The following is a 6,330-nucleotide window of genomic DNA, read 5'->3' on the forward strand; positions in this document are numbered from 1 at the left end:
TGTATCCGATTGACTCTGTCTATATGCACGGCACTATATTGATAAGATTAATTTATCAATACAGGCAATGTGCCAGGGAGGAGTATTTCTGGTGAAAGCGATGATCGATGAGTATGAACTCAATCAGGCGATTCAGTATGTGGCTACAGCCCCGAACCGTTCGGAAGCGTATGACCGTTATGAAGAGCATCAAGGCTTACTGAAAGAGTGGCGTATTCTCTATGCCGATGAAAGTGACAGCGGGCCATATCCGTTACGAAGACATCATTTTTCAAAGAAAGGGTTTGTCTCCACGCTTTTCCGTGGAAACACGCTTTGGATTTTGGATAGCGATGTGGTCACTAATCAGGGCGTCCAGGCTTTTTATATCGGCTATGGAACCTATGTTGATTCGAACGTTGCCAGCTATATCAGTGCGCTGGCCTACAAACCTGATCCTAGTGAAAATCTTTTAACTTTTTGCCAGGAGCTGACGCAGTCGATCCCTGCCGAAGAGCTGGCGAGAGTAAACCCTTATCTTTATCTGTGGGAATCACAAAGCCATCGCTCTTCAGAATCCCTTAATGGCATGCGCCAGACAATGGCGGCACTGAACTATCTGGAGAAATTCCCGGGGCCGTTGGATGCGGAATGGGGCAGGCGTTACAGAGCAGAATATCAGCAAGAATCAGAAGCGAAGGCCGATCTTTTTTTGGCTGATTTTTTTCAGAACATTGAGCAGGGCCTGGAGAAAGAGCTGAGCGCAATGGTCGATATTCTCGAACTGATCCTGTTGAGAACAAAGGTCATCGAGATGAGTTCAAATCGCTCTTCGCAAAACAAAATTTTAGAACTTGTGCAGTTTATGGATGAAGACGTGTCGACGCTGATGTTCAGGGAGCTGATGATATGCTGCGATATTCTGTCAAAAGAAAATAGCACCCAAATGGCCAGAAAACTGCACTCGCTTCAGAGTAAAAAAAGTCCCCTTGAGTTGGTGCGTAACTGCGCACAGGATCTCTATTTTCTAAGAGCAATGGACATGCTGACAAACTCGACGCGGGACCAATATGGTGCAGATTTTTATATGGCTAATTTAATAACTTACGATGAAGATGTGAAAGATATCATTTGCCATACCGAATTACGGGCTATCGCTATTCATCGTCATTCATCGGCAGCATTCCCCATTTATGAGCAATCAATCCCGGAGCTGCTTGAACAACGTCTCGGTGAGAAATGCTTTACCGTTCTTGCGGGCATTTTCTCTCCAGAGGGTTTTGCCCGACGGGCTAAAAATCGTAGTCGTCATCATATCGGGCAACTGCTGATAAACGAGCGAAGCACATTAATGGCACTTATCGCAGAGAAGAAAAGTGCCACAGTACGGCGCAAGGCAGCCGTGAACTGACTGTTACTGGCACCAGAAAGACGGTTGTTCTGAAACGACAAAAAGCCCCGAAAGGGGCTTTTTTATGGGCTTAATTCAGTGGTGCGTGACTTATTTAGTCAGTTCGGCGGTCATATGCACGCCGTTGTTGAAGTTGGCTTCGATGATTTTGTAGCTGCTGCCTGTCTGCTGTGCCTGAGCGGCAATCTGCGCTTCAGCGGCTGACAGGGTAGAGCCAGTGGCGGTCACGCTCTGTGCAAAGCTACCGAAAGAGATCAGTGAAAGAGCGGCAACTGCTACGAAAGTTTTGATGGATTTCATGGTTAATTCCTCAGAGTATTGTATGTAAGTTGAGACGTTCTGTCTCGATGTGATAAATACTACGCCTGCTAATAATAAACTAAAATCGGAATTTATTGTCGATAACTGTCAAATAATTTGAATAAAAAAATGTACTAAGCCTGTAACAATTAACGCCATGTCGCGCCGGATTTCTCTGGCATAATCAGGTCGATACCCGGGCTTCACCGGGATAACAATAAAACGAATAAAGCTGTCTGCCAGTCCTGCGCTGGCTGGAGCACTTGCAGGTAGGGATAGTTAATGACGTCGAAGCACCTCCAACAGGACAGCAATGAATCGTTGCTGCGCCATCCTTCGTTCGTGCGCTTCTGGCTGGCACGAACCTTCTCCTCATTCGGTTTCCAGATGTTCTCGGTGGCGGTGAGCTGGCAAATCTATGCCATCACTAACAGTGCAATGGCGCTGGGGATGATCGGTCTGATGCAGTTTCTGCCCTCGGTGCTGCTGGCATTACCGGCCGGGCATCTGGCGGATCAGTACGACCGTCGACGGATTGTGCTGTTCGGGCAGGTGCTGGAGTGGGGCGCGCTGCTGGCGCTGATCCTGCTGACGTTCTATCAGTGGTCGGATAAAAACGCGCTGTGGGGGCTGGTGTTCCTGATCTCTGTGGCAAAAGCCATTGAAGGCCCGGCGATGCAGTCAATGCTGCCTTCGCTGGTGCCGCCTGCGATGCTGGCACGCGCCACGGCGGCGGCGGCCGTTAGCGGGCAAAGTGCGGTGATTATTGGTCCTACGCTGGGCGGGCTGCTGTATGTTGCCGGGCCGGATGTGGTATACAGCGTGGCCGCTGCGTTCTATCTGCTGTCGATTGTGATGATTGCTTACATCCGCTTTATTCGTGCGCCGCAGCCGCGCCTGCCCGCCAATATCAAGACGCTGTTTGCCGGGGTGAAGTTTATCCGTGAGCGGCGCGATGTGCTGGGGGTGATTTCCCTCGATCTTTTTGCCGTGCTGCTGGGTGGTGCGACCGCGCTGCTGCCGATTTTCGCCAAAGATATTCTGCATACCGGCCCCTGGGGACTGGGAATGCTGCGCGGTGCGCCGTCAGTGGGTGCGCTGCTGGTCGGTATCTGGCTCAGCCGTAACAAGCTGGAGAAAAACGTCGGCATGATCATGTTTGGTTCGGTGGCTGGATTTGGCGTCGCCACGCTGATTTTTGCACTCTCCAGCCAGCTATGGCTCTCGCTGCTGGCACTGGCCGCGCTGGGTGGGTTTGATATGGTCAGCATGGTGATCCGTGGGGCGCTGGTGCAGCTGGATACCCCTGATGATATGCGTGGCCGCGTCAATGCGGTGAACAGTATCTTTATTAACACCTCAAACCAGCTTGGCGAGTTTGAGTCCGGGATGCTGGCCGCGCTGATGGGCGCTGTTCCGGCTGCGGTGCTGGGCGGTGTTGGTACGCTGGTAGTAGTCGGTCTGTGGATGACGCTGTTCCCGCATTTGAGGCGCAGGCAGAAGCTGGAGAGCGACAGTAGTACGAGCTGATCCTTAATAAGGGTGGTGGGGATTCAGGATCAGCATAGTGTTTGTTCTACACTGGAATTTATGCCGACTTCTGTTATCTCCACCTCTTCGACAGTTATGGCACCAACTTGATGTGAACACATAAGGATAATGGGTAAGGCATATATCATTCTCACCATTTTGCCGTGCTCACTTCAGTTGTATTTTTTCTTCCAATGTCCGGGTGGCGATATATTTCCGTCATTGGGACTTTTAATGTGCTGGTTAATTTTAGATAACTGTTGATAACACTCTCCTTGTGAATTCTTTTTTGAAAAAAATAAAACATATGCATTTTAGACGATGGAATTGTCAGTTTCTTGCGTGAAGTTGGATCATTTTATTGGCGAATAGTTCCGCTACAAGTCTGAGGCCAGGTTGAGCACGCCGGATCGGCAAAAGACGCATCCATGCGGGCCTCGGCACGCGACGTCCTGGCGCGTGACGTCCGGCTTACCTCAATCTGGCCTCATCCCTGCAACAAAGGTGTTTGCTGTGGGTTTTAAAACCACCACATCTTGGCAAGCTCGTTTAGGATTCGATGTTTTTCTCGCTCGAACCAGCTTTAGCCATCTTTGATGCTTACTCCTTTTTGGCTGATTTTAAACCGTTTTTACCTCATCAAGATATATAAGCACCCGGAAACAGTGAAAATTACGATGAGTAATTGACACAGCGCATGGACTTCTCATAACGTGATTTCCAGCCCAATACCAATAAAGAGAATACGGAACATGACCACGCGTTACGCTGACAGAATGGAGGGCGTGAAGCCTTCGGCAATCAGGCAACTGCTCCAGTTCGGTGCAGATCCGTCGATTATTTCATTCGGCGGCGGTTACCCGGATTCCAGCCTGTTCCCGGCAAAGGCATTGCAGGATATTTTTGCTGAACTGCTGTCAGGGCCTGGCGAAGTATCTCTGCAATACACCCATTCCACCGGGATGCCCAGGCTGCGTCAGCAGATCGCGCAGCGTATGGCAGCAGACGGCATCGTTTGTGAAGAAGACAATGTTCTGATCCTGCAGGGAAGCCAGCAGGGGCTGGATCTGGCGGCCAGACTGCTGATCAACCCTGGCGACCTGGTGGCTACCGAAGCACCCACCTTCCTCGGGGCGCTGATCGCCTTTAATACCTGCCAGCCAGATTATCTGGCCATCCCGATGGATGAGCAGGGGCTGATGACCGAGGTGCTGGAAGAAAAACTCAAGGCCGGGCAGCGGATTAAGCTGCTGTATACCGTGCCGGACTTCCATAACCCAACCGGGATCACCCTGTCACTGGCACGCCGTCAGCATCTGATCCAGCTGGCGAATCAGTATGACTTTATTATCCTCGAAGATTCGCCGTACCGCGAAGTGCGTTACCAGGGCGACAAAGTCGCCACGCTGAAAAGCATGGATACGGAAGGGCGGGTGATCTACTTCGGTAGCTTCTCGAAGATCCTCGCACCGGGTCTGCGCCTGGGCTGGTCGGTGGCTTCTGCTGAGATCACTGAAAAGCTGGGGCTGCTGAAGCTGGCCGCCGATACGCAGTGCAGCACGCTGAATATGGCGGCGGTGTCGATGTATCTGGAAAGACACAATATTGATGACCATATCCAGACCATCAAAGCGCAGTATTTGCGTAAAAAGGAAACCATGCTCTCGGTGGTCAGAAGCGAATTCCCGCAGGGGATCAGCTGGACCGATCCTGACGGTGGCCTGTTTACCTGGATGGAGTTCCCGGACGGGTTTGATACGGCGAAATTTATGCTGGAACACGCGGTGCCGGAAGCGAAAGTGGTCTGGGTGCCGGGCGCAACGTTCTTCCCGACCGTGCAGCGCGACAATTTTGCCCGCTTCAGCTATTCGACCCACAGTGACGAGAAGATCATCAAAGGTATGACGGCGCTGGCCGATCTGCTGAAGAAACACCTCTAATCTGCTGTTGAATGCGGAGCTAAACAGGGTTTGGCTCCGCTTTATCTGTGATCTGCTTCATAAATCCCGTCTAATTTAGCGGTCTGCAACCGGTGCCACTTGCTCTGTTATCAGAATACTCGTTAGCATAAGTAATCGATTACAAAATGGTTAATAGATAAAGTAATCGATTACATACAAAAAAGAGACTGACATTCCGATTACTGACCACTAAGGAACCGTTATGAAGCTGGTAAAAGCAGTGACTTCTACGTTATTCATTGGCGCACTGACGCTGGGCGCGATTCATCCTGTGCTGGCCGATGACGCCGCAGCCAAAAAGCATCTCGCGCTGCAAATGTACACGTTGAGAAACGTGGGTACGCTGGAGCAGCAATTTGCTGTGGCGCAGACATCAGGGTTCAGCGCGGTGGAGCTGGTGGGGACGCAGGGCGTCAGCGCCGATGAGATGAAAACGCTGCTGGAGAAATATCAGCTTAAGGTCACATCTGACCATGTTCAGCTCGCCGATTTGCGCAGCAACGCCGCTGAAATCATCGCGTTTAATAAAGCGGTGGGCAATAAGGTGCTGGTGGTGCCGTACCTGCAAATCCCGGATCGCCCGGACTCTGCCGCAGGCTGGAAAAAGCTGGCGCACGAGCTGGATGCGCTCGGCAGTCAGGTGAGAAAGCAGGGCATGGTGCTGGCTTACCATAACCATGACTTCGAAATGAAAAAGTATGGTGGTAAGACCGCGCTGGAAATTCTGTTTGATAACAGCACACCAGCAAACCTGCAAATTGAACTCGATGTGGCATGGGTATCACGCGGCGGTCAGGATCCGGTGCGTCTGCTGAAGAAATATCAGGGGCGTATTTACGCCATTCATGCCAAGGATAATGCCGGTATCGGCATTCGTAACGACGAGATGAATTTTGCCCCGGCGGGGGAAGGTCTGCTGGCGTGGAACGAGGTACTGCCCGCAGCGGTGAAAGCCGATACGCGCTGGTTTATTGTAGAGCATGATTTGCCGAAGGATCCGCAGTCGATTATCCGTCAGGCGAATCAGTATCTGGTGGGGGCGTTGTCTCCGTTGGAGATGTAGTTTTATCATTTGTATCTACCGTCTTAAGATCAACGTCAACGTCTTAAGGTCAAGTTCCAGGTCAAGGGCGTTTCGCTTTCCCGCTG

5 protein-coding genes are annotated in these 6,330 nt (G+C 51.2%); 4 read left to right on the forward strand and 1 reads right to left on the reverse strand.

Annotation, left to right across the window (positions count from 1 at the left end):
• Positions 1–91 precede the first annotated feature (91 nt).
• Positions 92–1,390 carry a hypothetical protein gene (locus FVB43_RS24320; protein WP_167864928.1) on the forward strand — a complete coding sequence of 433 codons (1,299 nt, stop codon included), beginning with the start codon at positions 92–94 and terminating at the stop codon, positions 1,388–1,390.
• Between the two features lie 90 nt (positions 1,391–1,480).
• Here FVB43_RS24320 and FVB43_RS24325 read toward each other — a convergent pair whose 3' ends face one another.
• Positions 1,481–1,690 (reverse strand): YdgH/BhsA/McbA-like domain containing protein, encoded by a 210-nt coding sequence (locus tag FVB43_RS24325; RefSeq protein WP_133842043.1) that lies wholly within the window; start codon positions 1,688–1,690, stop codon positions 1,481–1,483.
• A 282-nt stretch (positions 1,691–1,972) separates the two neighbouring features.
• Between FVB43_RS24325 and FVB43_RS24330 the strand changes: the two genes are divergently transcribed.
• From FVB43_RS24330 to FVB43_RS24340, 3 genes are all read left to right on the forward strand, one after another.
• Complete coding sequence (locus FVB43_RS24330) at positions 1,973–3,220, forward strand: MFS transporter (RefSeq protein WP_167864929.1); 1,248 nt, start codon at positions 1,973–1,975, stop codon at positions 3,218–3,220.
• A gap of 752 nt (positions 3,221–3,972) precedes the next feature.
• Positions 3,973–5,160, forward strand: a complete 1,188-nt coding sequence (locus FVB43_RS24335; RefSeq protein WP_133842045.1) for an aminotransferase-like domain-containing protein — start codon at positions 3,973–3,975, stop codon at positions 5,158–5,160.
• 223 nt (positions 5,161–5,383) lie between these two features.
• Positions 5,384–6,244: a sugar phosphate isomerase/epimerase family protein gene (locus FVB43_RS24340; RefSeq protein ID WP_133842046.1), complete on the forward strand. Its 861-nt coding sequence runs from the start codon at positions 5,384–5,386 to the stop codon at positions 6,242–6,244.
• Positions 6,245–6,330 lie beyond the last annotated feature (86 nt).

It is taken from the genome of Erwinia rhapontici (assembly GCF_012271765.1).
Taxonomy (GTDB): domain Bacteria; phylum Pseudomonadota; class Gammaproteobacteria; order Enterobacterales; family Enterobacteriaceae; genus Erwinia; species Erwinia rhapontici.

Bases quoted from the DNA above. Each gene is read 5' to 3' on its own strand.
- FVB43_RS24330 (WP_167864929.1), top strand. From the start codon at position 1,973: ATGACGTCGAAGCACCTCCAACAGGACAGCAATGAATCGTTGCTGCGC.
- FVB43_RS24335 (WP_133842045.1), top strand. From the start codon at position 3,973: ATGACCACGCGTTACGCTGACAGAATGGAGGGCGTGAAGCCTTCGGCA.
- FVB43_RS24325 (WP_133842043.1), bottom strand. From the start codon at position 1,690: ATGAAATCCATCAAAACTTTCGTAGCAGTTGCCGCTCTTTCACTGATC.
- FVB43_RS24340 (WP_133842046.1), top strand. From the start codon at position 5,384: ATGAAGCTGGTAAAAGCAGTGACTTCTACGTTATTCATTGGCGCACTG.